Annotated in this window: 28 protein-coding genes and 1 other annotated feature; all 28 genes read right to left on the bottom strand. The window is 44.9% G+C overall.

Going from position 1 to position 24,905, the window contains the following annotated elements:
- Window positions 1-5: 5 nt before the first annotated feature.
- The 28 genes from rpsC to ACR6HW_RS13830 all read right to left on the bottom strand — a co-directional run bounded on the left by rpsC (window position 6) and on the right by ACR6HW_RS13830 (window position 24,905).
- Window positions 6-755, bottom strand: a complete 750-nt coding sequence (gene rpsC / locus ACR6HW_RS13965; RefSeq protein ID WP_455728339.1) for a 30S ribosomal protein S3 — start codon at window positions 753-755, stop codon at window positions 6-8.
- Window positions 756-770: 15 nt separating this feature from the next.
- Complete coding sequence (gene rplV / locus ACR6HW_RS13960; RefSeq protein ID WP_455728338.1) at window positions 771-1,106, bottom strand: 50S ribosomal protein L22; 336 nt, start codon at window positions 1,104-1,106, stop codon at window positions 771-773.
- 28 nt (window positions 1,107-1,134) lie between these two features.
- On the bottom strand, window positions 1,135-1,407 hold the full coding sequence (gene rpsS, locus ACR6HW_RS13955; RefSeq protein WP_455728337.1) for a 30S ribosomal protein S19: 273 nt from the start codon (window positions 1,405-1,407) through the stop codon (window positions 1,135-1,137).
- Window positions 1,408-1,431: 24 nt separating this feature from the next.
- Window positions 1,432-2,262 (bottom strand): 50S ribosomal protein L2, encoded by an 831-nt coding sequence (gene rplB / locus ACR6HW_RS13950; protein WP_455728336.1) that lies wholly within the window; start codon window positions 2,260-2,262, stop codon window positions 1,432-1,434.
- A 26-nt stretch (window positions 2,263-2,288) separates the two neighbouring features.
- Entirely contained in the window at window positions 2,289-2,582 is a 294-nt protein-coding gene (rplW, locus tag ACR6HW_RS13945; protein ID WP_455730892.1) for a 50S ribosomal protein L23, read from the bottom strand.
- A complete protein-coding gene (gene rplD, locus ACR6HW_RS13940; protein ID WP_455728335.1) occupies window positions 2,579-3,205 on the bottom strand; it encodes a 50S ribosomal protein L4 in 627 nt (208 codons plus the stop codon). The genes rplW and rplD overlap by 4 nt, the downstream gene beginning before the upstream one ends.
- 24 nt (window positions 3,206-3,229) lie before the next feature.
- Window positions 3,230-3,862 carry a 50S ribosomal protein L3 gene (gene rplC, locus ACR6HW_RS13935; protein ID WP_455728334.1) on the bottom strand — a complete coding sequence of 211 codons (633 nt, stop codon included), beginning with the start codon at window positions 3,860-3,862 and terminating at the stop codon, window positions 3,230-3,232.
- Between the two features lie 106 nt (window positions 3,863-3,968).
- Window positions 3,969-4,280: a 30S ribosomal protein S10 gene (gene rpsJ / locus ACR6HW_RS13930; RefSeq protein ID WP_455728333.1), complete on the bottom strand. Its 312-nt coding sequence runs from the start codon at window positions 4,278-4,280 to the stop codon at window positions 3,969-3,971.
- A 254-nt stretch (window positions 4,281-4,534) separates the two neighbouring features.
- Window positions 4,535-5,725 carry an elongation factor Tu gene (gene tuf / locus ACR6HW_RS13925; RefSeq protein WP_455728332.1) on the bottom strand — a complete coding sequence of 397 codons (1,191 nt, stop codon included), beginning with the start codon at window positions 5,723-5,725 and terminating at the stop codon, window positions 4,535-4,537.
- 18 nt (window positions 5,726-5,743) lie between these two features.
- The gene (fusA, locus tag ACR6HW_RS13920) at window positions 5,744-7,810 is read right to left on the bottom strand and encodes an elongation factor G (protein ID WP_455728331.1); all 2,067 of its coding nucleotides are present in this window, start codon (window positions 7,808-7,810) and stop codon (window positions 5,744-5,746) included.
- A gap of 70 nt (window positions 7,811-7,880) precedes the next feature.
- Window positions 7,881-8,351 carry a 30S ribosomal protein S7 gene (gene rpsG / locus ACR6HW_RS13915; protein WP_455728330.1) on the bottom strand — a complete coding sequence of 157 codons (471 nt, stop codon included), beginning with the start codon at window positions 8,349-8,351 and terminating at the stop codon, window positions 7,881-7,883.
- 311 nt (window positions 8,352-8,662) lie between these two features.
- A complete protein-coding gene (gene rpsL, locus ACR6HW_RS13910) occupies window positions 8,663-9,079 on the bottom strand; it encodes a 30S ribosomal protein S12 (protein WP_455728329.1) in 417 nt (138 codons plus the stop codon).
- 33 nt (window positions 9,080-9,112) lie between these two features.
- Entirely contained in the window at window positions 9,113-9,361 is a 249-nt protein-coding gene (locus tag ACR6HW_RS13905) for a ribosomal L7Ae/L30e/S12e/Gadd45 family protein (RefSeq protein ID WP_455728328.1), read from the bottom strand.
- 79 nt (window positions 9,362-9,440) lie between these two features.
- Window positions 9,441-12,965, bottom strand: coding sequence for a DNA-directed RNA polymerase subunit beta' (gene rpoC, locus ACR6HW_RS13900; protein ID WP_455728327.1), 3,525 nt, complete (start codon window positions 12,963-12,965; stop codon window positions 9,441-9,443).
- Between the two features lie 37 nt (window positions 12,966-13,002).
- Complete coding sequence (gene rpoB, locus ACR6HW_RS13895; RefSeq protein WP_455728326.1) at window positions 13,003-16,677, bottom strand: DNA-directed RNA polymerase subunit beta; 3,675 nt, start codon at window positions 16,675-16,677, stop codon at window positions 13,003-13,005.
- 408 nt (window positions 16,678-17,085) lie between these two features.
- Window positions 17,086-17,451 carry a 50S ribosomal protein L7/L12 gene (rplL, locus tag ACR6HW_RS13890; RefSeq protein ID WP_455728325.1) on the bottom strand — a complete coding sequence of 122 codons (366 nt, stop codon included), beginning with the start codon at window positions 17,449-17,451 and terminating at the stop codon, window positions 17,086-17,088.
- A 37-nt stretch (window positions 17,452-17,488) separates the two neighbouring features.
- Window positions 17,489-17,992, bottom strand: a complete 504-nt coding sequence (gene rplJ / locus ACR6HW_RS13885) for a 50S ribosomal protein L10 (RefSeq protein WP_455728324.1) — start codon at window positions 17,990-17,992, stop codon at window positions 17,489-17,491.
- Window positions 17,993-18,004: 12 nt separating this feature from the next.
- Window positions 18,005-18,135, bottom strand: a sequence feature (ribosomal protein L10 leader region).
- Between the two features lie 37 nt (window positions 18,136-18,172).
- On the bottom strand, window positions 18,173-18,865 hold the full coding sequence (gene rplA / locus ACR6HW_RS13880; protein ID WP_455728323.1) for a 50S ribosomal protein L1: 693 nt from the start codon (window positions 18,863-18,865) through the stop codon (window positions 18,173-18,175).
- A 49-nt stretch (window positions 18,866-18,914) separates the two neighbouring features.
- Window positions 18,915-19,340, bottom strand: a complete 426-nt coding sequence (gene rplK, locus ACR6HW_RS13875) for a 50S ribosomal protein L11 (protein ID WP_455728322.1) — start codon at window positions 19,338-19,340, stop codon at window positions 18,915-18,917.
- A gap of 29 nt (window positions 19,341-19,369) precedes the next feature.
- On the bottom strand, window positions 19,370-19,894 hold the full coding sequence (gene nusG / locus ACR6HW_RS13870; protein WP_455728321.1) for a transcription termination/antitermination protein NusG: 525 nt from the start codon (window positions 19,892-19,894) through the stop codon (window positions 19,370-19,372).
- A gap of 55 nt (window positions 19,895-19,949) precedes the next feature.
- Window positions 19,950-20,159: a preprotein translocase subunit SecE gene (secE, locus tag ACR6HW_RS13865; protein ID WP_455728320.1), complete on the bottom strand. Its 210-nt coding sequence runs from the start codon at window positions 20,157-20,159 to the stop codon at window positions 19,950-19,952.
- Window positions 20,160-20,192: 33 nt separating this feature from the next.
- Window positions 20,193-20,342, bottom strand: a complete 150-nt coding sequence (rpmG, locus tag ACR6HW_RS13860; RefSeq protein ID WP_204663619.1) for a 50S ribosomal protein L33 — start codon at window positions 20,340-20,342, stop codon at window positions 20,193-20,195.
- 244 nt (window positions 20,343-20,586) lie between these two features.
- Window positions 20,587-21,777, bottom strand: a complete 1,191-nt coding sequence (tuf, locus tag ACR6HW_RS13855) for an elongation factor Tu (RefSeq protein WP_455728319.1) — start codon at window positions 21,775-21,777, stop codon at window positions 20,587-20,589.
- 96 nt (window positions 21,778-21,873) lie between these two features.
- The gene (gene sigH / locus ACR6HW_RS13850; RefSeq protein ID WP_455728318.1) at window positions 21,874-22,512 is read right to left on the bottom strand and encodes an RNA polymerase sporulation sigma factor SigH; all 639 of its coding nucleotides are present in this window, start codon (window positions 22,510-22,512) and stop codon (window positions 21,874-21,876) included.
- Between the two features lie 129 nt (window positions 22,513-22,641).
- The gene (rlmB, locus tag ACR6HW_RS13845; protein WP_455728317.1) at window positions 22,642-23,373 is read right to left on the bottom strand and encodes a 23S rRNA (guanosine(2251)-2'-O)-methyltransferase RlmB; all 732 of its coding nucleotides are present in this window, start codon (window positions 23,371-23,373) and stop codon (window positions 22,642-22,644) included.
- 1 nt (window position 23,374) lies between these two features.
- A complete protein-coding gene (thyX, locus tag ACR6HW_RS13840) occupies window positions 23,375-24,142 on the bottom strand; it encodes an FAD-dependent thymidylate synthase (protein ID WP_455728316.1) in 768 nt (255 codons plus the stop codon).
- 9 nt (window positions 24,143-24,151) lie between these two features.
- Window positions 24,152-24,472: a hypothetical protein gene (locus ACR6HW_RS13835; RefSeq protein WP_455728315.1), complete on the bottom strand. Its 321-nt coding sequence runs from the start codon at window positions 24,470-24,472 to the stop codon at window positions 24,152-24,154.
- Window positions 24,450-24,905, bottom strand: a complete 456-nt coding sequence (locus ACR6HW_RS13830; protein ID WP_455728314.1) for a Mini-ribonuclease 3 — start codon at window positions 24,903-24,905, stop codon at window positions 24,450-24,452. The genes ACR6HW_RS13835 and ACR6HW_RS13830 overlap by 23 nt, the downstream gene beginning before the upstream one ends.

Genomic DNA, 24,905 nt, shown 5'->3' with positions numbered 1-24,905 from the left:
CTATCTTAATTTCCTTGTCTCGGCTTTCTAGGACCTCTAGATTTGTTGTTTCTTGAAGGTCTAGGACGTTTGTCGCTTGCTTTTCTAGCTTCTTTTCTTCTGAGTCTTGTTTCTTCGCTGACACTTGGCAATACTTCACCTTTGTTGATCCACACTTTAACACCGATTTTACCGTAGCTTGTATCCGCTTCTGCAAAACCGTAGTCGATGTCCGCTCTTAAAGTGGATAACGGCACATTGCCTTCTGAGTAACCGTCAACTCTTGCCATCTCAGCGCCACCAAGTCTACCTGATGTTTGAACTTTGATCCCTTGAGCACCAGACTTCATCGCTCTACCCATAACTTGCTTCATCGCTCTTCTGAAAGAAACACGTCTTTCTAGTGAGAATGCAACGTTTTCAGCAACGAGTTGTGCGTCTGTGTCGATGTTGTCAACTTCTGAAATGTCTAATTGAATTGTTTTATTAGTCATTTTTTCAAGTTCTTGACGGAGAACTTTAATGTTTTCGCCGCCTTTACCAACAACCATACCTGGCTTAGCAGTGAAGATGTTGATGTGAACTTTATTGTTTGCAGATCTGTCGATGTAGATTCTAGAAATACCTGCCGTAAAAAGTCTCTTCTTTACGTATTTACGAATTTCAAAATCTTCAATTAACAAGTCTGAAAAATTCTTTTTGTTTGCATACCATTTTGAGTCCCAATCTTTGATGACTCCTACTCGAAGTCCGTGTGGGCTAACTTTTTGACCCATTCAGTATACCCTCCTTTACTCTTTCTCAGCAACGACAACGCCAACATGGCTCGTTCTTCTAAGGATTGGATTTGCTCTACCCATAGAACCGGCATTCCATCTTTTCATTGTCGGACCTTGGTTCGCGTAAATTTCTTTTACGATTAAAGTCTCAACGTCTAAGTGGTTGTTGTTTTCAGCATTTGCAACCGCTGAATTTAAAACCTTTAAAAATATCTCAGCACCTTTTCTCGGTGTAAACTTTAAAATGGCTTGTGCATCTTTAACGTTTTTTCCTCTCACTAAATCGGCGATAGGCTTCATTTTGCGAGGAGAAATTCTAATATGCTTCGCTTCCGCTCTTGCTTGCATTTATGATACCTCCTTTCGGATTTTTGTTCTATTTGCTCTTTTTATCTCCAGCGTGTCCTCTGAACGTTCTAGTTGGCGCAAATTCACCAAGCTTGTGACCGATCATATCTTCAGTAACGTAAACAGGCACGTGTTTTCTACCATCGTGAACTGCAATTGTGTGTCCGATCATCTGTGGGAAAATTGTAGATGATCTAGACCAAGTTTTAACGACTTTCTTGTCGCCATTCGCGTTCATCTCTTCGATTTTCTTCAAGAGGCCCTTGTGAATAAAAGGTCCTTTTTTAAGAGATCTACCCATGACTTGTCCTCCTTTGTCGTATTACTATTTCTTTCTTCTAGAAACAATAAGTTTGTCCGAAGCTTTCTTTTTCTTTCTAGTTTTGTAGCCAAGTGCCGGTTTACCCCAAGGCGTTACTGGCGTTGGTCTACCGATAGGTGAACGGCCTTCACCACCACCGTGAGGGTGATCGTTAGGGTTCATTACGGAACCTCTGACAGTAGGTCGGATACCCATATGTCTCTTACGGCCCGCTTTACCGATTGTAATGTTTTCGTGGTCGATGTTGCCCACTTGACCGATAGTCGCTCTACACTCTTTGCGCACGTAACGCGTTTCGCCAGATGGCAATCTTAAAAGTGCGTAGTTGCCTTCTTTCGCCATAAGCTGTGCAGAGTTTCCTGCAGATCTTACGAGCTGGCCACCTTTACCCGCCTTCATTTCGATGTTGTGTACAACAGTACCTACAGGCATGTTCATAAGCGGCATCGCGTTACCCACTTTGATATCTTGGTAAGCGCCTGAAAGTACAGTATCGCCGACTTTAAGACCGTGCGGGTGTAAGATGTAACGCTTTTCACCGTCTGCGTATGAAAGCAACGCGATGTTTGCGCTTCTATTTGGGTCGTATTCTACTGCAACAACTTTTGCAGGAATATCGTCTTTTAATCTTTTGAAATCGATGATTCTATATTTTTTAGTAGCGCCGCCACCTCTATGACGAACAGTGATTTTACCTTGGTTGTTACGACCAGAGTTTTTCTTTAAAGTCACCACTAAAGACTTCTCAGGTTGCTTCTTAGTGATTTCTTCAAATGTTGACACTGTCATTTGTCTAATAGCAGGCGAAGTCGGTTTGAACTTTTTAATACCCATTGGTTATACCTCCTTCAGTTCTTCGATTACATACCTTCGAAGAATTCAATTGTCTTGCTATCTTCTGTGAGTTTAACAATTGCTTTCTTCCAGCTTCTTGTATAGCCTTGGTGTTTACCCATTCTCTTGAGTTTACCATTTACGTTCATTGTGTTTACTTTTTCAACTTTAACACCGAACACTTCTTCAACTGCTTTTCTGATTTCTGTTTTCGTAGCGTTCTTTAAAACTTCGAAAGTGTACTTTCTGTCAGCAGTTTGCATCATTGAGTTTTCTGTTACGATTGGTCTTACAATCACATCATAAGAGGTTCTCATTATGCATACACCTCCTCTAATTTCTCAGCAGCACGCTTTGTCAAAACACAGAAGTCATGATTTAAGATGTCGTATACGTTGATTTGACCTACGAAGCTCGTCATCACACCTTCGATGTTGCTTGCAGATTTAACCACGTTTTGCTCTACACCCTCTGTTACGAAAAGAACTTTTTTACCGTCGATCTTTACGTTGTTGATGATGTTAATCATGTCTTTTGTCTTTGGCGCCGCCATTGAAAGTTCATCTAAAATTACCATTTCGTTATCTCTTACCTTTGCACTTAATGCTGATCTAAGCGCTAGTCTTTTGACTTTTTTAGGCAATGTGTAACGGTAGCTTCTCGGCTTTGGTGCAAACGCAATACCACCACCTACATAATGAGGGGCTCTGATGGTACCTTGTCTTGCATTACCCGTACCTTTTTGTCTAAACGGCTTTCTTCCGCCGCCTCTTACTTCTGCTCTTGTCTTAGCAGATTGCGTACCTTGTCTTTGGTTGGCGAGGTAGTTTTTAACCACTTCGTGCATAACCGGGACATTTGGCTCTATTCCAAACACGTTTTCATTTAATTCGATCTCAGTAACTTTTTGACCGCTTACGTTTAATACGTCTAATTTAGGCACTGTGCTTCCTCCTTTCGTCAGCTATTACTTTGTTGCCTTAACAGCTTTTTTGATTACCAATTGACCTTTTTTAGGTCCTGGCACCGCACCTTTGATTAACAATAAGTTTCTCTCAGCGTCGACTTTAACGATGTCGAGGTTTTGAACAGTTACTTGCTCATTACCCATACGACCCGCCATAGGCATCCCTTTGATAACTCTTGCAGGATATGAAGCAGCACCGATTGAACCGCCGCCTCTGTGGTATTTAGAACCGTGTGTTTCCGGACCTCTAGACTGATTATGTCTCTTGATCGGACCAGCTGTTCCCTTACCTTTTGAAGTTCCTGCGACGTCAACTTTTTCAACGCCTTCAAACAGCGTCGCGTCAATTTCTTGACCTACTGTGAATTCAGCTGGGTTTTCCACTCTGAACTCTTTTAATGTCTTTTTGTAAGCAACGCCAGCTTTATCAAAATGGCCTTTCATTGGCTTATTGACATGCTTTGTTCTTACGTCCCCAGATGCAACTTGAATCGCATTGTAACCGTCTGTTTCAACTGTTTTGATTTGAGTAACAACCATAGGTGTTACTTCAACAACAGTTACAGGTGTTACGATACCGCTCTCGTTGAAAATTTGGGTCATACCGATTTTTTTACCGATAATTCCTACCATGCTTTCGCACCTCCTAATATTCTTACAGCGGATTACCATACGGTAATCATTCTAAAAAATCAGGTTTATCTATTTAAACCGAAATCTTAGCAAAACTTAATGGTGACTACAGCTTGATTTCTACGTCTACACCAGCAGGCAATTCAAGCTTCATTAAAGCGTCTACAGTCTTTTGAGCTGGGTTTAAGATGTCTACAAGTCTCTTGTGCGTTCTGATTTCAAACTGCTCTCTAGAGTCTTTGTATTTGTGTACCGCTCTAAGGATTGTAACAACTTCCTTCTTAGTTGGTAGTGGGATTGGACCTGCAACGTCTGCGCCAGTCGTTTTAGCCACTTCAACGATTTTTTGTGCTGTGTTGTCAAGCACTTTGTGATCGAATGATTTCAATCTGATTCTGATTTTTTGCTTATTAGCCATTTCTAACCTCCTAATTTTTTATCGCATGTATGCTATGAGCATGCGACCAAGTAAACACCGTCCACTATGCCGTGCGTATCGCATTTTATAGGACAAACTCGTCGCCCATATCGAGTATGGACAATTCTCCACGAAAATTCTCTCATAGCTTAGTAACTTTCCGCTTCATCGCTTTAGTGCACCATAACAGTATACAACAACCCCTTGCAATTTGCAAGGGGTTGTAAAAGTTTTTTTATTAATTTAGCGCAATATTATTCGTAAATTTTGATAACTGAACCAGCGCCTACTGTTCTACCACCTTCACGGATTGAGAATTTTAAACCTTCTTCAATCGCGATTGGAGCGATCAGTTCGATGTTCATTTCAACGTTGTCGCCAGGCATGCACATTTCTACGCCTGCTGGTAAGTCGATTGAACCTGTTACGTCAGTTGTTCTGAAGAAGAACTGTGGTCTGTAACCTTTGAAGAACGGTGTATGTCTACCACCCTCTTCTTTAGTTAAAACGTAAACTTGAGCTTCGAACTTAGTGTGTGGCTTGATTGTACCTGGCTTAGCAAGAACTTGGCCTCTTTCGATTTCAGTTCTTTGGATACCTCTTAAAAGAAGACCAACGTTATCGCCAGCTTGACCTTCGTCGAGAAGTTTCTTGAACATCTCTACGCCTGTTACAACAAGCTTTCTAGTTGCTTCGTGGATACCTACGAGTTCAACTTCTTCTTGAACCTTAACGATACCTCTCTCGATTCTACCAGTCGCAACTGTACCACGGCCAGTGATTGAGAAAACGTCCTCTACAGGCATTAAGAAGTCTTTGTCTGTATCTCTCTCAGGTTGTGGGATGTACTCGTCGATGATTTCGAATAACTCAACGATTTTCTTAGCCCATTCTTCGTCGCCTTCGAGGGCTTTAAGAGCTGAACCTCTAACGATTGGTGTGTCGTCGCCTGGGAAGTCGTACTCGCTAAGAAGTTCTCTAACTTCCATTTCAACGAGTTCAAGAAGTTCTTCGTCGTCAACCATGTCACATTTGTTTAAGAAAACAACGATGTACGGAACGCCAACTTGTCTTGATAAGAGGATGTGCTCTCTAGTTTGTGGCATTGGACCGTCAGCAGCAGAAACAACGAGGATTGAACCGTCCATTTGAGCTGCACCAGTGATCATGTTCTTAACGTAGTCGGCATGGCCTGGACAGTCTACGTGAGCGTAGTGTCTAGCTGGTGTTTCGTACTCGACGTGAGCAGTAGAGATAGTGATACCTCTTTCTCTTTCTTCTGGTGCCTTGTCGATGTTTTCGAAGTCAACTCTCTCACCTAATTGGTAAGTGTCGAATAAAACTTTTGTAATTGCAGCTGTAAGAGTAGTTTTACCGTGGTCAACGTGACCGATTGTACCGACGTTACAGTGCGGCTTATTTCTTTCAAATTTTTGCTTAGCCATTTGCTTGCCTCCTAAGGATTATTTTTTTCCAATAACTTCTTCTGCAATGCTTCTAGGTACTTCTTCGTAGTGGCTGAAGATCATTGTGTAAGTACCACGACCTTGTGACCTAGAACGTAAGTCTGTTGCATAACCAAACATTTCAGATAACGGAACATGTGCGTTGATGACTTGAGCACCGTGTACCAGTTCCATCTTATCTAATTTACCACGTCTTGAGTTGATGTCGCCCATAACGTCGCCGAAATACTCTTCAGGCACCGTTACTTCAACTTTCATGAAAGGCTCGAGCAATACTGCGTTGCCTTTTTTCATAGCGTCTTTAAGCGCCATGGAAGCAGCGAGTTTGAACGCCATCTCATTGGAGTCGACTTCATGGTAAGAACCGTCGTAAAGGTTAGCTGTGATATCCACGACTTCATAGCCGCCTAAGATACCCGCTTTCATAGCGCCTTGGATACCGTCGTCAATTGCGCTGAAGTACTCTCTAGGTACCGCACCACCTGTAACAGTAGACTCGAAGGCATACCCTTTTCCGGATTCGTTTGGAGCGAATTTGACTTTGACGTGACCGTATTGACCTCTACCACCAGACTGCTTAGAGTACTTGTAGTCGATATCAACCGGCTTAGTGATTGTCTCTTTGTAAGCAACTTGAGGTGCACCGATGTTCGCTTCAACTTTGAATTCTCTAAGAAGTCTGTCTACGATGATTTCAAGGTGAAGCTCACCCATACCTGCGATGATAACCTGACCAGTTTCTTCGTCTGTGTATGTTCTGAACGTCGGATCTTCCTCAGCTAATTTAGCAAGAGCAATACCCATCTTCTCTTGTCCAGCTCTCGTCTTAGGCTCGATTGCAACCTTGATAACGGGCTCTGGGAATTCCATAGACTCGAGAATAATGATATTGTCGGGGTCACATAATGTATCCCCCGTTGTCGTGTGCTTAAGACCTACTGCAGCAGCAATGTCCCCAGCGTAAACTCTTTCGAGTTCTTCTCTTTTATTGGCATGCATTTGTAGAATTCTACCAACGCGCTCTTTTTTGTCTTTTGTAGAGTTGTGTACATATGAACCTGAGTCCAAAGTACCTGAGTAAACTCTGAAGAATGTCAGCTTACCGACATATGGGTCTGTCATAACTTTGAAAGCTAATGACGCGAAAGGCAGGTCGTCGCTAGATTGTCTAGTGATTTCGTTGCCGTCTTCATCAGTGCCTTTGATGCCTTCTACATCTGTAGGCGCAGGCATGAATTCAACAACGCCGTCCAACATTCTTTGAACGCCTTTGTTTTTGTAAGCAGAACCGCAGAATACAGGGACAATTTCGTTAGCGATTGTCGCTTTTCTAAGGGCACTCTTTAATTCAGCTTCAGTCAACTCTTCGCCTTCAAGGTATTTCTCCATAAGCGTTTCGTCTGTCTCAGCAATAGACTCGACGAGATTGTTTCTGTACTCTTCTGAGATTTCTTGTAACGATTCAGGAATATCGACAACCTCGATTTCTTTCCCTAAGTCGTCACGGTAGTAAACCGCTTTCATTTCGAAAAGGTCTACCAAACCTTCAAATTTATCTTCTGCACCAATTGGCAATTGAACCGGCACTGCATTTGCTCTTAAACGATCCTTCATCATCGTTACAACTCTGAAGAAATCAGCACCTGTAATGTCCATTTTATTGACAAATGCCATTCTCGGTACACCATACTTGTCAGCTTGTCTCCAAACTGCTTCCGATTGCGGCTCTACGCCACCCTTTGCACAAAATACTGCAACGGATCCATCTAATACACGAAGTGATCTCTCAACTTCTACGGTAAAGTCAACGTGACCCGGTGTGTCTATAATGTTGATACGCTTTCCAGCCCATGCACAAGTTGTCGCAGCAGAAGTGATGGTAATCCCTCTCTCTTGCTCCTGCTCCATCCAGTCCATTGTAGCGCCACCCTCATGTGTTTCACCAATCTTGTAGTTGACACCTGTATAATAGAGGATTCTCTCAGTAGTAGTCGTTTTGCCCGCATCGATGTGTGCCATGATACCGATATTTCTGGTATTCTCTAATGAATAACCCCTACTCATCACATATCCTCCTTGCATGTGAAATCAGGCTCTTAGACTCAAGAGCCTAATCTTAGTTGTAAATTCAGAATTAGAAACGATAGTGTGCAAATGCTTTGTTAGCTTCTGCCATCTTATGCGTGTCTTCTCTTTTCTTAACTGCGCCGCCGGTGTTGTTGGCTGCGTCCATAATTTCTTTAGCAAGTCTGTCTCGCATTGTTCTTTCGCCACGCTTACGTGCGAAAGTAACGAGCCATCTGATACCTAAGGTTTGTCTTCTTTCAGGTCTTACCTCGATTGGTACTTGGTAGTTAGAACCACCAACACGTCTTGCTTTTACTTCAAGAACCGGCATGATGTTGTTCATCGCTGTGTCAAAAACTTCAGCAGGCGATTTACCAGTTTTTTCTTGAATTTGCTCAAATGCGCCGTATACGATGCTTTGAGCTACGCCTCTTTTACCGTCGTACATGATGCTGTTGATTAACTTAGTAACCACTTTGCTACCGTACAAAGGATCGGCTAGAACTTCTCTTTTAGGTACATTTCCTTTTCTAGGCACTGTCTTCCCTCCTTATAATGTGTTTTGGTCATTCATCGGTACTCGACAATAATGTCGTTGTGCGAAACTGCTTTTTATTGAATTCTTTGACTCTATAAAGCCTCTCCCTTTTGGAAGAGGCCCAAGCTCGTAGATAAACTCCGAAACACAGTGCTTGTAGCCAACCCCCTTATCCGTTGCGCGTGCTGTGCACGCCCCCGTCTGTGAATGATGTCCGCAGCCCTGCAGTTCAGAGTTTCCTAAAAGCCCACAGACTGCCGACGAGGTCGGCAGTCCGTTCCCCTTCTTAACAGAAGAGGTTTATCATTTAATTACTTCTTCTTAGGTCTCTTAGCACCGTATTTAGATCTAGCTTGCATTCTGTTGTTAACACCAGCAGTATCAAGCACGCCTCTTACGATATGGTATCTACAACCTGGTAAGTCTTTTACTCTACCACCTCTGATAAGAACAACACTATGCTCTTGTAGGTTGTGGCCAACACCTGGGATGTAAGCAGTAACCTCGAATCCGTTTGTAAGTCTAACTCTGGCAACCTTTCTAAGAGCCGAGTTCGGCTTCTTAGGTGTTACAGTCTTAACACTTGTACAAACGCCTCTCTTTTGTGGCGAGCTCTTTTTAACTTGCTTACGCTTTAAAGTATTATAACTTCTCTGTAATGCAGGAGAAGTAGAATTCTCTTCAATTTTTGCTCTTCCTTTTCTTACTAATTGGTTTATAGTAGGCATTCCTTCTCAGCACCTCCTTTCGATTTTTATTATTTATTTTTCAATAACCGCTGTCGCAGCACCAACGTCAATGTTACAGGCACTCCCAAGTGCTTTCATCGTATCCACGTAGATCAGTTCTACGCCTTTTTCTTCTGCAATCTGAATAATACGCCTTGTGACGTGTTGCTCAGCATCTTTTGCAACGAATACGACGGCAGCTCTGTCGCTTATCAATATCTTCGTCGTCTGCTTTACGCCGATGACGAGCTTGGGGTGTTCTGACAATTTGTTTAACTGCATACTGTTAGCCTCCTTGAAGTCGTCAATATGCACTTCATCATTTTATCACCATAGAAAATAGCTGTCAACAGGTTTTATATTAAATACTTTTAACGGCATCGAGACTTTCGAGGTCAAAGGTCTCTTCAGTTTTCACTTTCATGTCCTTGTAGTAACGCATCCCCGTACCCGCTGGGATCAGCTTTCCGATGATAACGTTCTCTTTGAGACCGAGGAGTCTGTCTTCCTTGCCGTTGATGGCCGCTTCCGTCAAGACGCGTGTGGTCTCCTGGAAAGAAGCTGCAGAAAGGAACGATTCCGTTGCAAGTGAGGCTTTGGTAATCCCCAGCAGAGAACGGGTACCCGCTGCCGGCTCAAGGCCTTTTTCCATGAGTTCTTCGTTGATTTTGTTGAACTCCTTAATGCCGATGACACTGCCTGGGAACAGAAGTGAGTCGCCGGATTCGTCGATTTTGATCTTCGACAGCATTTGCTTGACGATGATCTCAATATGCTTGTCGTTGATATCAACGCCCTGTAGACGATACACTTTTTGTACTTCTTTGATGATATATTCTCTCACGCCAGTTACGCCAACCACTCTGAGCAAGTCATGCGGGTTGATGGAACCTTCTGTAAGCGATTGACCTTTTTTAACTTGATCCCCTTCTCTAACTTTGAGTTTTGCACCAAAGACGATAAGAGAAGCGTTTTCTTCACCGGTTTCAGGGTTGGTGATGACGACTTCGTTTTTCTTTTTCGATTCTTTAAAAGAAACCACGCCGTCGATTTCGGCGATGACGGCAAGACCTTTAGGTTTACGCCCTTCAAAGAGCTCTTCAACCCTCGGGAGACCCTGCGTGATATCGCCCCCGGCAACACCGCCGGTATGGAACGTTCTCATGGTCAACTGCGTTCCCGGCTCACCGATGGATTGCGCCGCGATAATACCGACCGCTTCACCGACGTGTACCGGTTTGCCCGTCGCAAGGTTGAGACCGTAGCACTTCGCACAGACGCCATACTGCGTTTCGCAAGTGAGCACTGAACGAATTTCTAAAGACTCATAGCCCGCAGCGACGATTTTAGCGGCAATACGCGCATCAATCATCGTGTTGGTATCGCAAAGGAGTTCACCGGTTTCCGGATGACGGACGTCTCTAACCGGGAATCTGCCGTGGATACGTTCTTCAACGTGCTCGATGAGCTCGTTGCCTTCTTTAAAGGAAACGACTTCAATCCCCGTATCCGTATGACAGTCTACCTCGCGGACGATGACTTCCTGTGAAACGTCTACGAGACGTCTCGTCAAGTAACCGGAGTCGGCGGTTCTAAGCGCCGTATCGGCGAGACCCTTACGGGCACCTGTTGTTGAGATAAAGTACTCCAGAACCGAGAGGCCTTCACGGAAGTTGGATACAATCGGAATCTCGACAGTCTTACCAGTGGCGTTGGCCATAAGACCACGCATGCCGGCGAGCTGACGAATCTGGTTTTTGGAACCACGGGCACCGGAGTCCGCCATGATTTTAATATTGTTGAGTTTGGACAAGTTGCTGATAAGTGCCTCAGTAACGTCATCTGTCGCCTTTGTCCAAGTCTGAATAATTTTTTCGTAACGCTCTTCTTCCGAAATCAAACCGCGTTTAAACGCTTTTTGATACTTGTCGACCACGTCGCGGGCACTTGAGATAATCTCCGCCTTCGCTTCCGGAATGTCCATATCCGATACCGATACGGTAACCGCACCACGCGTCGAATACTTAAAGCCGATATTTTTCATATGGTCTAAAAGCGCCGCTGTTCTCGTATTGCCGTTTACAGCAAACGAACGGGCGATAATTTCTTCAAGGTCTTTCTTTTTACAGAGGAAGTCGACTTCGAGACCGTATGGGTCTTCGTCGCGATTGACAAATCCCAAATCCTGCGGGATGCGCTCATTAAAAATAAAGCGGCCTACAGTACTCTCTACGAGAACGTGCTTGTTTTCTTCTTCTATAAAGCGTCTGACTCTCACACGCGTATGCAAGTGAATCGCGCCGGTGTCGTAAGCGAGACACATTTCGTCGTAATCTTTAAAGGTACAAAGGTGCTCCGGTTGCGTATCGCTTTCAAAAGTCAGGTAGTACGCGCCGAGAACCATATCCTGTGTTGGCGTCGTAATCGGTCTACCGTCTTTCGGCGCCAAAATGTTGTTGACAGAGAGCATCATAAAGCGCGCTTCTGCTTGCGCTTCCACAGAAAGTGGCACGTGGACCGCCATCTGGTCGCCGTCGAAGTCGGCGTTGTACGCCGTACAAACGAGTGGGTGAAGACGAATGGCCTTGCCCTCTACCAATACCGGCTCAAACGACTGAATGCCCAGTCTATGCAGTGTCGGGGCACGGTTGAGAAGGACTGGATGTTCTCTAATCACTTCTTCTACGATGCTCCACACTTCAGGCTTTACGCGTTCCACCATGCGCTTGGCGCTCTTGATGTTGTGAACGTAGCCGTCTCTTACCAAGCGCTTCATAACAAATGGTTTGAACAGTTCAAGCGCCATTTTCTTTGGAAGACCACATTGGTAGAACTTCAGTTCAGGGCCGACGACGATAACCGAACGACCGGAATAGTCGACACGCTTACCGAGTAAGTTCTGTCTAAAACGCCCTTGTTTACCTTTTAAGAGATCAGAAAGCGATTTAAGCGGACGGTTACCCGGTCCGGTTACAGGTCTGCCGCGTCTGCCGTTGTCGATTAACGCATCCACCGCTTCTTGGAGCATGCGTTTCTCGTTTCTGACGATGATGTCCGGTGCGCCGAGTTCAAGCAGTCGCTTGAGTCGATTGTTTCTATTGATAACACGACGGTAGAGGTCGTTTAAGTCCGCTGTAGCGAAACGACCGCCGTCGAGTTGTACCATCGGTCTTAAATCCGGTGGAATAACCGGTACGACATCTAGAATCATCCACTCAGGGGCATTGCCTGAATTTCTAAACGCCTCGACGACTTCAAGACGTCTAACGATTCTGATTTTCTTTTGTCCCGTACTGTCTTTAAGCTGCGTTTTAAGTTCCTCAGAAAGCTTTTCGAGATCCACTTGTTCGAGGATTTCCTTAACCGCTTCAGCACCCATCATCGCTTTAAAAGCGTTCCCGTACTTTTCACGGTATTGAGAATGTTCGCTCTCTGTTAAAAGTTGCTTGTACTCGAGGCTGGTCTCTCCCGGCTCGACGACGATGTACGACGCAAAGTAAAGCACTTTTTCCAGCGATCTCGGCGACATGTCGAGGAGGATCCCCATTTTAGAGGGGATGCCTTTAAAATACCAGATGTGTGACACAGGGGCGGCGAGTTCAATATGCCCCATGCGCTCACGTCTGACTTTTGACTTCGTTACTTCGACGCCACAACGGTCGCAGACTACGCCTTTGTAACGCACTTTTTTATATTTACCACAGTGACATTCCCAGTCTTTTGTCGGTCCGAAAATTTTCTCACAAAAAAGACCTTCTTTTTCCGGTTTTAACGTTCTGTAGTTAATTGTCTCCGGTTTTTTAACTTCACCTTTAGACCAAGATCTTATTTTATCAGGTGATGCCAACCCTATTTTAATAGAATCAAAATTGTTGAATTCGATCAAGGGGTACCTCTCCCTTCTCTAACATAACCATAATTGCCTAATAGTCGTCATCTTCACCGTCAAACGCTTCTTCCTTTGCGTCTGACGCTTGCTCAGGCGCACCTGATTCACTGGTTTCAGCGTCTAGGAAAGCACCGTTTTCAACGTCGTTTGAGATTTTTGTCTCTTTGAGCGCCGTATTGTAGTCGAGGCCGTCATCGTCGTCGTCCATGAGGTCGATTTCGATTTCACCGGCGTCGTCTCTCAAGACTTTGACGTCGAGTGCAAGGGCTTGAAGCTCTTTAATAAGGACTTTAAATGACTCCGGAATACCCGGTTCTGGAATACTCTCACCTTTTACAATAGCTTCGTAAGCTTTTACACGACCTACGACGTCATCGGATTTCACTGTGAGAATTTCCTGAAGCGTGTGCGCTGCACCGTATGCTTCAAGGGCCCAAACCTCCATCTCACCAAAACGCTGGCCGCCGAACTGCGCTTTACCGCCCAGTGGCTGTTGCGTAACGAGGGAATAGGGGCCCGTGCTTCTGGCGTGAATCTTGTCGGCAACGAGGTGGTGAAGTTTCAACATATACATGTAACCAACGGTTACGGGGTTGTCGAACTCCTGTCCTGTTCTACCGTCTCTTACGCGCATTTTACCCGTTCTAGGGTAGCCCGCTTCAACGAGTACTTCTTGAATCTGTCTCTCGTGGGCACCGTCGAATACCGGCGTTGCCACTTTCCAACCGAGCTTTTTAGCGGCCATCCCCATGTGAACCTCAAGAACCTGACCGATGTTCATACGCGATGGTACACCCAGTGGGTTGAGCATAATCTGAACAGGTGTCCCGTCGTCGAGGAAAGGCATGTCTTCAATAGGAAGAATCCTAGAGATAACCCCTTTGTTTCCGTGACGACCGGCCATCTTATCGCCGATGTTGATCTTACGCTTTTTCGCAATGTAAACGCGAATCAATTTATTGACACCCGGAGACAATTCGTCGCCGTTCTCTCTCTCAAATCGTTTCACATCTACGATAATACCGGATTCACCATGTGGTACACGGAGCGACGTATCTCTAACTTCACGTGCTTTCTCGCCGAAAATCGCTCTGAGAAGACGCTCTTCAGCAGTTAATTCCGTTTCGCCTTTCGGCGTCACTTTACCGACGAGAATATCCCCCGGTACAACTTCGGCGCCAATTCGGATAATCCCTTCGGCATCGAGGTTCTTAAGGGCATCTTCACCGACATTCGGAATATCGCGTGTGATTTCTTCCGGTCCCAACTTAGTGTCTCTCGCTTCTGATTCGTATTCTTCTATATGAATAGAGCTGAGCTTGTCTTGTTTAACCAGCTCTTCACTGATTAGAATCGCATCCTCGAAGTTATACCCTTCCCAAGTCATGAAGGCAATCATCAGGTTGGTTCCAAGAGCGATTTCGCCGTTGTCCGTAGAAGGGCCGTCGCCGATGATTTGATCGCGGCGCACTTTTTCGCCTTTGAGGACGAGCGGTCTTTGGTTAATACACGTCCCTTGGTTGGAACGCTTGAACTTCAACAATTTCAAACGGTACTTCTTTTTGTCTTCTGTTCCCCTGATGACGATTTCATCGGCGGAAACAAACTCCACCACGCCGTCTACAGGTGATTTCACAACAGAACCGGAGTCCTTTGCAGCAATGTACTCGACACCTGTTCCGATAATCGGCGCCTCAGCTCTTACGAGCGGTACAGCCTGACGCTGCATGTTGGATCCCATGAGCGCACGGTTGGCATCGTCGTTCTCGAGGAATGGAATCATTGCCGTTGCAACGGAAACCATTTGCTGTGCCGAAACTTCGACGAGGTCAATTTCGCTGGCAGGGTACTCCTTGATATCCGCGCGACGTCTTGCGACGATGCGGTCGCTGACAAAGCGGTTGTCTTCGCCAATCGGCTCATTGGCAGGCGCCAAGATGTACTTGTCCTCCAAATCTGCCGTGAGGTAAATGATGTTCTCCGTAATAATACCGGTCTTTTTATCGATGACGCGGTAAGGGGACTCGATAAAACCGTACTCGTTGATACGCGCATACGTACTCAAAGAGCCGATCAAGCCGATGTTTGGACCCTCCGGCGTTTCAATCGGACACATTCTACCGTAGTGGGAGTGGTGAACGTCCCTTACTTCGAAGCCCGCACGCTCTCTTGAGAGACCGCCCGGTCCAAGTGCCGAAAGTCTTCTTTTATGTGTCAGTTCCGCCAGCGGATTCGTCTGGTCCATGAACTGTGACAACTGAGAACTTCCGAAGAACTCTTTAATAGAGGAAACGACGGGTTTGATATTAATCAGCGCCTGTGGTGTAATCGCTTCCATATCTTGAATCGTCATTCTCTCGCGAACCACTCTTTCCATTCTGGAAAGACCGATTCTAAATTGGTTTTGCAACAACTCGCCAACGCATCGAATACGGCGGTTGCCGAGATGATCGATATCGTCCAGTTGGCCGACGCCTGAATTGAGGTTTAAAATATAGCTGAAAGACGCTAAAATATCGGCGATTGTAATATGTCTTGGGATGAGTTCAGACATTCTGTCTTTAATCGCCTGTACGCGATCTTCTTCTTCTGAGTATGCTTCGAGGATTTCTTTAAGTACTGGATAGTAAACTTTTTCTTTGATTTCAACTTGTTCAGAAGCAAAGTGGGCTTTTATGTCGACAAATCTGTTGCCGATAACGCGCACGGGTTTCCCGTCTTCGCCGTAAACGACGACTTGCTCTAGGCCAGTGTTTTCAATAGTGCCTGCGAGCTCAATGGTAATCTTTTCGTCTTTTTCGACGATGATTTCTCCTGTCTCCGGATCGATGACGTTTTCATACGCCGTACAGCCTTCGATGCGGTTGGACAGACCCAACTTCTTGTTGAACTTGTAGCGACCGACTTTGGCGAGGTCATAACGTTTTTCATCGAAAAACAACGACCCGATTAAATTTCTCGCACTTTCCACCGTCGGTGGCTCACCTGGTCTCAACTTTTTGTAAATTTCAATGAGACCCTCTTCTTGATTCACGGTGCTGTCTTTCTCAAGTGTTCGCATTAAGCGTTCGTCTTCGCCAAACAGAGAGATAATCTCGTGGTCCGACTGATAGCCAAGCGCTCTCATAAGCGTTGTTGCCGGAAGTTTTCTCGTTCTGTCGATACGTACGGAAACGACGTCGTTAGAATCCGACTCGTACTCTAACCACGCACCTCTGTTGGGGATAATGGTGCTGGAGTAGAGTTTGGTTCCGACTTTGTCCAGCTTGACATCGTAGTAAGGGCCCGGTGAACGCACGAGCTGAGAGACGATAACGCGCTCCGCCCCATTGATGACAAAAGTGCCGGACTCTGTCATAAGCGGGAAATCGCCCATAAATACTTTCTGCTCTTTGATTTCTCCAGTTTCTCGATTGATAAAGCGCACTTGCACCCTTAAAGGCACAGCAAAGTTGACATCGCGCTCTTTACACTCTTCGACTTCATACTTCGGTTCGTCGTCAAATTCGTAGTCAACGAACTCCAAAATTAAATTGCCAGTGTAGTCTTCAATCGGAGAAATATCTCTGAAAGCTTCCTTAAGACCCTCTTTTAAAAACCAATCGTACGACGTCTTTTGGATTTCGATCAGATTTGGCTTTTCCAGTAACTCATCGATTCTAGCAAAACTCATTCTTTCTGTTTTTCCGAGCATTACAGGTTGTGGCATTAAAATTTTCACCCCTTGTGTAAAAAATTCGTTGTTATGGGAAGCTGACATTCAAGTTAACGCGCTTGAATACGATGTCGCCGTTAAAAGGAAACGGGGGCACGCAACTTCCCTCTTATATAAAAGGTTTAACCTTTTTTAACTGCACAGGCTATAAGAGAGACAAAAAACTCCATTCTAAGCACACTTATAGCATTATAAAATAGTAACACACATCAACTGCTGTGTCAACATTTTTTCATAAGTTTGTTTAAAATAGAGTTTTTAATTGAAATCCTCGGTACTTTTTAATCCCTGCACCGAGGTGTGACATTTTGATTTTCTGCGTTTAAAAAACAATAGCCACCTTATAAAAGTGGTGGCTATTGTGTGTCGATCGTTCAACTTTAGTCGAAGTCCGGACTGAGACTACTTTAATTCTACTGCAGCACCAGCGTCTTCTAATTTTTTCTTCATTTCTTCAGCTTCTTCTTTAGCGATGCCTTCTTTGATTGTGTTAGGCGCGTTATCTACTAAGTCTTTAGCTTCTTTTAAGCCTAAACCAGTGATTTCTCTAACCACTTTGATTACGCCGATTTTCTTAGCACCTGCGTTCGCCAATACAACGTCGAACTCAGATTTTTCTTCAGCGCCACCTTCTGCAGCACCAGCAGCTACAGCTACAACTGGAGCAGAAGCAGATACACCAAACTCTTCTTCGCAAGCTTCTACCAATTCTTTGATTTCTAAAATACTCATGCCTTTAATAGCTTCAATAATTTGCTCTTTAGTCATTACGTACACCTCCATAATTATTTATCAACTTAATAAACTAAGCGCTTTCCCCTTGTTCTTTCTCTTTGATAAGATTCGATAAGAAGTAAGCAAAATTTGATACCGGCGCCTTGATACTTCCAAGGAATCTTCCAAGTAGCACTTCTTTTGACGGTAAATCCGCAATTTTTTCGATTTCTTCTAGATTACAGTAAGCACCTTCCACAACGCCTGATTTGAGTTCAAGCGATTTGTGCTCTTTCGCGAATTCTTTTACGATTTTAGCGGGAATAACCGCATCTTCAATACCAAAAGCAATCGCGTTAGGGCCTGTTAAGTCACTGGATAAAGCTTCGAAATCCGTATCTTTAATCGCTAACTTAACGAGGTTGTTTTTATAAACTTTGTACTCAACGCCAGCTTGTCTGAACTTCTCTCTGAGTTCAGTTACTTCGCCAACAGTAAGACCTCTGTAATCTACAAGCACAGCAGACTTCGCACTCGAAAAACGCTCTTTGATTTCTTCAACAGCCTGTTTTTTCAATTCGAAATTTTTTGACATGTGTCCACCTCCTTGTAAATAATAAAACCTCTCTTCCGTAGACAAGAGAGGTTTATAATTTATCGAAATAAACTATTTATTCATACCTCGGTAGGAAATTAAGCACGAGCACCTACTGTCTACGGTTAATATACTTTTTCACAACAAATTGATTTTATCAGATAAAATCCACTTTGTCAATTAAAATTTAGCAGCGTTTAAGCGAATACCAGGGCCCATTGTGCTTGTAAGTGTCACGCTCTTTAAGTACGTTCCTTTAGCAGCAGATGGCTTGGCTTTAACAATAGCTTCGATTAAAGCGTCTAAGTTTTCTTTCAGTTGAGCTTCTTCGAAAGAAACTTTACCGATAGAAACGTGTACGATGTTGGTTTTATCCAATCTGTACTCGACTTTACCCGCTTTAATTTCTTTGACTGCTTTCTCAACGTCAAATGTTACAGTACCCGATTTAGGGTTTGGCATTAAGCCTTTTGGACCAAGAACTCTACCAAGACGTCCTAATTGTCCCATTAAGTCAGGTGTTGCAACGATAACATCGTAATCAAACCAGTTTTCACTCTGAATTTTTGCGATGATATCTTCAGCACCTACGTAATCTGCCCCTGCGTTCTTTGCTTCTTCAGCTTTATCGCCTTTAGCAACGACGAGGACTTTCTTCGATTTACCAGTACCGTGTGGTAATACAATTGCACCTCTAACTTGTTGATCGGCATGTCTACCATCAACACCGAGTTTGATGTGCATTTCAACAGTTTCGTCAAATTTAGCTTTTGAAATTTGCTTTAACAAAGCGATAGCTTCTTCAACATCGTATTGCTTTTGCTTTTCGATGCTCTTCATCGCTTCTTCGTATCTTTTACCTCTTTTAGGCATTTCTTACCTCCTTGTGGTCAAACGGTTTCCCTCCCACAGTTCAAACATTTTAGTCTTCGACAACGATACCCATACTTCTTGCAGTACCTTCGATCATGCTCATAGCAGTCTCGATGCTACCTGCGTTTAAGTCAGGCATTTTAAGCTCAGCGATTTCTTTCACTTTGTCTCTCTTGATAGTTGCCACTTTCTTAGTGTTTGGTTCACCTGAACCGCCGTTGATGCCTGCAGCTTTAATTAATAAGTTTGCAGCCGGTGGCGTCTTAGTGATGAAAGTGTATGATCTATCTTGATAAACAGTGATAACAACAGGGATAATCATACCTGCTTTGTCAGCTGTCTTCGCATTGAACTCTTTACAGAATTGCATGATGTTAATACCTTGCTGACCTAAAGCCGGACCAACTGGTGGAGCTGGTGTCGCCTTACCTGCTGCGATTTGTAATTTTACAAGACCTGTTACCTTTTTAGCCATCTTGTGTCACCTCCTTGGAAAGTATTTATCTAATTCTTATGAATTTGATCAAACTCGAGTTCGACTGGCGTTTCCCTGCCGAACATTGAAATAATTGCCTTGATGCTGTGTCGCTCCAAGTTGATTTCCTCTACGACGCCCTCACATCCTTCGAATGGGCCGGAAATCACTGTAATGGAATCGCCTTCAACAAAATCGACTTCTACAGTATGTTTCTCAAGCCCCATGTTGACAACTTCCTCTTCCGTAAGCGGAATCGGTTTGGTGCCTGAGCCGACAAACCCCGTTACACCTCTGGTATTTCGGATGACATACCAAGACTCGTCTGTAACAATCATTTTTACCAATGCATAGCCTGGGAAGATTTTCTTAGACTTATCCTTCTTTTTGCCGTCCTTGATTTCCACGACGATTTCGGTGGGAACGACTACTTCGAGAATAACGTCTTCCATACCTCTATTCTCAACGATTTTTTCAATGTTGGCCTTCACTTTGTTCTCGTGACCGGAATAAGTGTGGACAACATACCATTTTGCGTTATTTGAATCTGACATGTTTTCTCGGTTTTAACCTCGAACCTCCCTTCCCATAGCATTAAATTTCAGTGGATTAAGCAAGCAAGTTGAAGAAAAACTTAAAAACAGTATCCATAATACCGATGGCTGTTGCAGAGATGAAACACATCACGAGTACGACGACTGTGTAGTTCCAAACGTCTTTCTTAGAAGGCCAAGTGACTTTTTTCACTTCACTCTTGACACTCTTAAAGAACTTACCGGCACCAGCTTTTTTCTTTTTTTCATTATTGCTAGAAGACATTTATCTCAACCCCTTTTAATAAAGTATGAACGACTACTTCGTTTCTTTGTGTAACGTGTGTTTTTTGTCAAATTTACAATACTTCATCATTTCGATTCTGTCAGGGTTGTTCTTCTTGTTTTTAGATGTATTGTAATTTCTGTTTTTACACTCCGTACAAGCTAATGTAATATTAACTCTCATCTCTCGACACCTCCTACTCGGGCTTTTGTCCAATGCACCTGAATTTTTAACGTCACTTATTAAAACTAACACAAAACATTTTGGCTGTCAATAAACGAAGACCATTTCTCAACATTTATCCACATGGAGACAAGCTAAGAAGGACTAGTTGCCACTAGTCCTTTCTATCAATGTTTGAATTAGACTTTAAACACTCAAAGTATTTTATCGTATTTCCATTCAAAAATCAACTGTAATTTTTGAATTACTCTAAAATCTTAATAACTGAACCCGCGCCCACTGTTCTGCCGCCTTCGCGGATGGAGAACTTAAGACCTTCTTCAATGGCGATTGGCGCGATTAATTCAATTAGCATCTCGACGTTATCGCCAGGCATACACATTTCCACGCCTTCAGGTAAGTCGATAGAACCGGTAACGTCTGTCGTTCTAAAGAAGAACTGCGGTCTATACCCTTTGAAGAACGGCGTATGTCTGCCCCCCTCTTCTTTGGTCAAAACGTAAACCTGAGCTTCGAACTTCGTATGCGGCTTTATGCTTCCCGGCTTGGCAAGGACTTGGCCCCTTTCGATTTCCGTTCTTTGAATCCCTCTTAAAAGAAGACCGACGTTGTCACCGGCACGTCCTTCATCGAGGAGCTTCTTAAACATTTCCACACCGGTTACAACGAGCTTTCTCGTGGCTTCGTGTATACCGACGAGTTCAACTTCTTCTTGAACCTTGACAATACCGCGCTCAATTCTACCTGTGGCAACTGTACCGCGACCGGTAATTGAGAAGACGTCTTCCACCGGCATGAGGAAATCTTTATCCGTATCTCTCTCAGGCTGTGGGATGTATGCATCGATGATTTCAAACAACTCGACGATTTTCTTCGCCCATTCCGCATCGCCCTCAAGCGCTTTAAGCGCTGAGCCCCTGACGATTGGCGTGTCGTCGCCTGGGAAATCGTATTCGCTTAGAAGCTCTCTCACTTCCATTTCGACGAGTTCAAGAAGTTCCTCGTCATCCACCATATCGCATTTGTTTAAAAAGACGACGATATACGGCACACCGACTTGTCTCGATAAAAGAATGTGTTCACGCGTCTGAGGCATCGGGCCGTCAGCAGCTGAAACGACGAGGATAGAACCGTCCATCTGCGCCGCACCGGTGATCATGTTCTTAACGTAGTCGGCGTGACCTGGGCAGTCGACGTGCGCATAGTGTCTAGCAGGTGTTTCGTACTCGACGTGAGCCGTTGAAATCGTAATGCCTCTTTCCCGTTCTTCCGGCGCTTTATCGATGTTTTCAAAGTCCACCTTCTCACCTAACTGATAAGTGTCGTAAAGAACTTTTGTAATGGCCGCTGTAAGCGTGGTCTTACCGTGGTCGACGTGACCGATTGTACCGATGTTACAGTGTGGCTTATTTCTTTCAAACTTTTGCTTAGCCATGGATTGTCCGTCCTCCTTATATCGTATTTTATCATTCATCGTTGCTTTGCGTTTGCAAAGACTTCTCTATCTAAACAAGTTGAGCCTTGCTTAAACCTAATTTTGAACGTGTTTCTCAAGTTTTTTCTTGACGCGTTGTAAAGCGTTGTCTACAGATTTCACCTGTTTGTTCATACGCGTTGCAATCTCGCTGTACGATTGGCCTTCGAGGTAGGCGCTGAGCACTTCCCACTCCATCTCGCTGAGCACCTGCCCGATCTTGTGTTCCATCATTTCGAGCTCTTCCTGCCTAATGACGAGGTGTTCCGGATTGAGTTCTCTGCTGTTGGTCATCATGTCGTACATCGTGCGGTCCGATTCTTCATCAAAAACCGGCTTATTCAGCGATACATAAGAGTTGAGCGGCATGTGTTTCTGACGCGTCGCCGTCTTAATGGCCGTGATGATCTGTCTTTTGATACACATCTCGGCAAAAGACTTAAACGATGCCATCTTATCTACATTGTAATCTCTAATCGCTTTAAACAGACCGATCATGCCTTCTTGTACGATGTCTTCTCGGTCGGCACCCATTAAAAAATATGCCCTTGCTTTTCCCCTAACGGCGTTCTTGTACTTCTGAATAAGATAGTCCTGTGCCTTGGTATCCCCGTTTTGCGACAACACCACCAGCGTCTCGTCATCTAATTCGTGAAGCGAACGCACGATGCTTTTAAGCGTTTTGTTACGTTCCATACTCGTCAGAAGCCTCCTCTAAAACGCTCTTCCCCCCAATAACCTTATCGTTATTATATATGATGCACAAACGCTTAGTCAAGTCAACATCTTTGCGCACTTTTTTCATTACACTTTTATAACATTTCATCAAAGGCGTCGCTGTCTCACCACTTCATACATCACCACAGCACCTGCCACAGCGGCGTTGAGCGACGACACTTCGCCGAGCATCGGAAGCGATACCATAAAATCGCAAGTCTCTTTCACAAGGCGTCCAATACCACTGCCTTCGTTACCGATGACAATGGCAATAGGCCCCTTCAGATTCTGCTCCGTGTAGTTTGGTGCGCCCATATCCGTTCCGGCGACCCATACGCCTTTGGCCTTCATCTCCTTAATCGCCGCGACGATGTTGGTCACACGGGCGACTTTAACGTACTCCACAGCGCCACAAGACGTTTTGACGACAGTGGCGTTGACAGCTGCACTGCGCCTCTTAGGAATAACGACGCCATGGGCACCCACGGCATTCGCCGTTCTTATAACACTCCCGAGATTGTGCGGGTCCGTCACCTCGTCACAGATAATGATAAACGGTGCCTCTCCCCTTTCCTCGGCCACATCGAAAATCTCCTCGAGTTCCGAATACGCATAAGGGGCGATAAACGCCACAACGCCCTGATGGTTCTGCCCATCGGTCAACTGGTCGAGCTTCTTCCTGTTGACAAACTGCACAACGACCTTCGCCCGCTTGGCTTTATCGACGATTTTAGACATCGCCTTATCTTTTGAACCGTCGAGAATCAACAGTTTGTTAATGGCGTGTCCGGCTTCCAGCGCCTCGACAACCGGATTTTTGCCGTAGATTAAATCTTCCATATTAAGCGCCTTCCCTTCCCGCATACTTGTTGCGCACCTGTTCAATTTTGCCACATGTCATTTTGCCCTCCGGACACGGTCCCGAGATGCAGTTGGGGCCCGCCAGTGCAAACAAACTCGGCGCAACAGATTTCAGAGCCTTCAGCATCTCATCTGCCATGCGTCTAATCTCCCACTGGGCGCGCATACAACAACGGTGTCCAAAAAAATGTATCAGCGTCCGAGCGTTCATCGTAAAGACGATTTTGGTCTCACAGGCGTTGGGAAACACAAAGCGCGCATCCTCAATCGCCTTCTTCTCCGCCGCTTGCACAGCCCTTTTCTCCGAATAGCCCTCTGCTTCAAACGCCGCCGTATACGTCGGCATCAACAGCCCAACCAAATCGTCGTAGGCCCGCTGATCTTCAGCCATGGCTTTTTCAAAGAGCGCCTTTGCCTCGGGATGCGCCTCAATAGCAGGTGGCACAATGTACTCAAACGCATCGAGTTTGACGTAGCGCTGCGATTGCTGCGTATAGCTGGCAATTCGATGACGCACCAACTGATGCGTCAACACGCGACTCACCCCTTCAACTGCAAAAGTAAAACTCACGTGTTCGAGTGGGGACAAGTGTCCCATCTTCATGAGTTTTTCCACAAATTTGTCCACGGCTTCATCGGACATCTGTTCACTTAATTGTTCAACACCCACCGGTGAATAACAGAGCTTTGCCGCCGAAGCGACAACGCGCTCCGGATTCGGCGTATGCTCTAATAAAAGTACTTTCATACGAACGTCTTACCTCATTTCTTCATTAGACGAAAAATAAACATCTCCTACAGGGAAAAACCCTGCGAAGTATTTTCTATAATGGCCTTTAAAATCTGATGTCCCCACGGGTTCCACATCGATAATGCGCACCGTCATCACAGGTGTTCGGTACAACCAGCTATCGTACTTTTTATCGATCATTTCTTCGAGCACCGCGACAATTTCTGCCGTCTTTTCGTCCTCTACGCGAATAGGATCGAGAAAAACAGATTTGACAACGAGCAAACAGAGCATCGCTACCACTGCGCCCACCAACACCTTTTCCTTAGTCGTCCACTTTCTCTTCATCGGCTTCTCCTTTGCCGTCGATCAGTTCTATAGCCAAAAGCGACAGCGCCTCTGCGCGCTTGGAGTCGCCACTCATAAACAAATACCCTAAAAGAGCCTCAAACCCGGTGGCGTACCGGTAATCCGACATCTGTGCATTCTTGGGGACACTTCCCGACTTTTGGTTGCGCCCCCTTTTCACCATGCGCACTTCTTCTTCCGTCAACTGCGCCATCATCGCCTTTACAGCGTACGCTTGCTCAGACGCCTTTACATAGGAAATCGCTTTTTTAGACATTTCGTGCGGCGTCATCACAAAGTGCTTCATAATGTACGTCCTCACATAAATCTCGTAAACCGCATCACCCAAAAAAGCCAATTTCAGCGGATTGAGCAGTCCGGCTTCGCGTTTAGATCGGCCGTCTAAATCCATTGCACTACAAAATGGTTCCAT

The sequence above is a fragment of the Fusibacter sp. JL298sf-3 genome, from assembly GCF_053842995.1.
The sequence above is the reverse complement of the archived record's forward strand: the minus strand, read 5'-3'. Positions and strand labels throughout refer to the sequence as shown.